1 tRNA gene and 2 rRNA genes are annotated in these 3,560 nt (G+C 48.9%); all 3 read right to left on the reverse strand.

Annotated elements, in window-relative coordinates:
* Positions 1–6: 6 nt before the first annotated feature.
* A 5S ribosomal RNA gene (gene rrf / locus AXF17_RS08840) occupies positions 7–123 on the reverse strand.
* 118 nt (positions 124–241) lie between these two features.
* Positions 242–3,134 (reverse strand): 23S ribosomal RNA (locus tag AXF17_RS08845).
* 245 nt (positions 3,135–3,379) lie between these two features.
* A tRNA-Ile gene (locus tag AXF17_RS08850) sits at positions 3,380–3,456 on the reverse strand.
* Positions 3,457–3,560: the final 104 nt, after the last annotated feature.

Genomic DNA, 3,560 nt, shown 5'->3' on the forward strand with positions numbered 1-3,560 from the left:
TAAAAAAACCGGCGACGTCCTAATTTCCCAGGCAGCTTCCCACCAAGTATCTTCAGCGCTAAAGAGCTTAACTTCTGTGTTCGGGATGGGAACAGGTGTAACCTCTCTGCTATTGTCACCGGATTTTGTAAATCGCTCTCGCAATCTACTCATATGTTGTAGTAAGATGTGTCTCCATCATCTTCCACGCTTTTGAGAGTTGTACCCTCAAAATTGAATAACCACCTTGTGCTTTAAACCATTTGGTCAAGTGTTCGACCTATTAGTATCAGTCAGCTGAATACGTTACCGTACTTACACCTCTGACCTATCAACGTGATAGTCTCTCACGGGTCTTACCTTTCGGAGGAAATCTTATCTTGAGGTGGGCTTCGCACTTAGATGCTTTCAGCGCTTATCCCTTCCATACGTAGCTACCCGGCTATGCCCTTGGCAGAACAACCGGTACACCAGAGGTATGTCCATCCCGGTCCTCTCGTACTAAGGATAGCTCCTCTCAAATTTCCAACGCCCACAGCGGATAGGGACCGAACTGTCTCACGACGTTCTGAACCCAGCTCGCGTACCTCTTTAATGGGCGAACAGCCCAACCCTTGGGACCTACTTCAGCCCCAGGATGAGACGAGCCGACATCGAGGTGCCAAACACCCCCGTCGATGTGAACTCTTGGGGGGTATAAGCCTGTTATCCCCGGGGTAGCTTTTATCCGTTGAGCGATGGCCCTTCCACTCGGAACCACCGGATCACTAAGCCCGACTTTCGTCCCTGCTCGACCTGTTTGTCTCGCAGTCAAGCTCCCTTTTGCCTTTGCACTCTTCGCGCGATTTCCGTCCGCGCTGAGGGAACCTTTGGGCGCCTCCGTTACTCTTTAGGAGGCGACCGCCCCAGTCAAACTGCCCACCTGACACTGTCCCTGTACCGGTTCACGGTACTAGGTTAGATTTCCAACATTACAAGGGTGGTATCCCAACGGTGACTCCTCCAACACTGGCGTGCTGATCTCTTAGTCTCCCACCTATCCTGTACATGCAATGCCGAAAATCAATATCAAGCTACAGTGAAGCTCCACGGGGTCTTTCCGTCCTGCTGCGGGTAACCGGCATCTTTACCGGTACTACAATTTCACCGAGCCTATTGTTGAGACAGCGTCCAGATCATTACGCCTTTCGTGCGGGTCGGAACTTACCCGACAAGGAATTTCGCTACCTTAGGACCGTTATAGTTACGGCCGCCGTTTACTGGGGCTTAAGTTCTGTGCTTCGGTTGCCCTAACACTTCCCCTTAACCTTCCAGCACCGGGCAGGCGTCAGCCCCTATACATCAGCTTTCGCTTTAGCAGAGACCTGTGTTTTTGGTAAACAGTTGCCTGGACCTCTTCACTGCGGCCTGCCGAAGCAGGCACCCCTTCTCCCGAAGTTACGGGGTTATTTTGCCGAGTTCCTTAACAATAGTTCGCTCGCTCACCTTAGGATTCTCTCCTCATCTACCTGTGTCGGTTTGCGGTACGGGCACCTTGGATCTCATTAGCGGCTTTTCTTGACAGCGTGAAATCGATTGCTACCGGTCATTCGACCACCCCATAACAGCTCAACCTATCAGAAAGCGGATTTGCCTACTTTCAAGCCTCACTGCTTGGACACGCTCAACCAACGGCGTGCTCAATCTATCCTTCTGTGTCCCCACTTCATTCAAACAATCCTTGGTGGTACAGGAATATCAACCTGTTGTCCATCGCCTACAGCCTTCGCTCTCGGCTTAGGTCCCGACTTACCCTGAGAGGACGAACCTTCCTCAGGAAACCTTAGATTTTCGGCGGACGGGATTCTCACCCGCCTTACGCTACTCATGCCAACATTCTCTCTTCTATACTGTCCAGATTTGCTCTCGCGCCTCCTTCTACCTATATAGAATGCTCCTCTACCAATTAGTTGTACTAATTCCAAAGCTTCGGTGGTAAGTTTGAGCCCCGTTTATCTTCGGCGCAGGATCACTCGACTAGTGAGCTATTACGCACTCTTTAAATGTATGGCTGCTTCTAAGCCAACATCCTAGCTGTTTGTGCAATCCCACATCCTTTTCCACTTAACTTACTCTTTGGGACCTTAGCTGTTGATCTGGGCTGTTTCCCTTTCGACCATGGAACTTATCTCTCATAGTCTGACTCCCAAGTATGATACCACGGTATTCGGAGTTTGATAGTTGTTGGTAACCGGTGAAGGCCCCGCGAACAGTCAGTGCTCTACCCCCGTGTATCTTTTCCTTGAGGCTAGCCCTAAAGCTATTTCGAGGAGAACCAGCTATATCCGAGTTCGATTGGAATTTCACCGCTATCCACAAGTCATCCTAACCTTTTTCAACAGATATAGGTTCGGTCCTCCATAACCTTTTACGGTTACTTCAACCTGCTCATGGATAGGTCACCCGGTTTCGGGTCTACAGCATGTAACTCTCGCCCTTTTCAGACTCGATTTCTCTACGGCTCCGTTGCTCCAGCAACTTAACCTCGCTACATACCATAACTCGTTGGCCCGTTCTACAAAAAGTACTAGGTCACTTGCGCTCCCTATGCTTGTAAGCATCAGGTTTCAGATTCTATTTCACTCCCCTCCCGGGGTTCTTTTCACCTTTCCCTCACGGTACTATTCGCTATCGGTCACTGGGTAGTATTTAGGCTTGGAGGGTGGTCCCTCCTGCTTCAGGCCGGGTTACACGTGTCCGGTCCTACTCTGGTGCCACCTATGCGCTTTCTGCTTTCGCCTACAGGAGTTTTACCTTCTTTGCTTGAACTTTCCAGTCCTATTCGGCTTGCATAACTTCGTCAATATCGGTGGTCCACAACCCCAAACTGTAAACAGTCCGGTTTGGCCTCTTTCCCTTTCGCTCGCCGCTACTAAGGAAATCGATTTTTCTTTCTCTTCCTAGGGCTACTTAGATGTTTCAGTTCACCCCGTTCCCCTCATTAAGCTATGTATTCACTTAATGATACATACGCATTACCGTATGTGGGTTCCCCCATTCGGAAATCTGCGGGTATATCGGATATGTGCTCCTTACCGCAGCTTATCGCAGCTTATCACGTCCTTCTTCGGCTCCCAGTGCCAAGGCATCCACCCGATGCTCTTTGTACTTGACCAATCATTTCTTTCAAAATGTTCTTTTGCCTAGACTAGCGTTGTCTAGGTCTTATTCACTATTGTATTTCTCTCAGTGAATTCTGGTTTCTCTCAACAAATAGTCTGTTTGAAATCGTTACCCAATTTGAATCTACTTCTAGTAGATTCGGCTTGTATCTCGATTCGTTGTCTATTTGTCTTCATTTTACACTTGGTGTGTTATTCAATTTTCAAGGTGCTACTTTACATATATAAAATATATGTAATGGTGGGCTTGGGAGGACTCGAACCTCCGACCTCACGCTTATCAGGCGTGCGCTCTAACCACCTGAGCTACAAGCCCATAAACTATCATAGTGTAGAGACTAGGTCTCCTTAGAAAGGAGGTGATCCAGCCGCTCGTTCTCGAACGGCTACCTTGTTACGACTTCACCCCAGTCATTGGTT

Source organism: Mogibacterium pumilum (assembly GCF_002243385.1).
GTDB classification, from domain to species: Bacteria; Bacillota; Clostridia; order Peptostreptococcales; family Anaerovoracaceae; genus Mogibacterium; species Mogibacterium pumilum.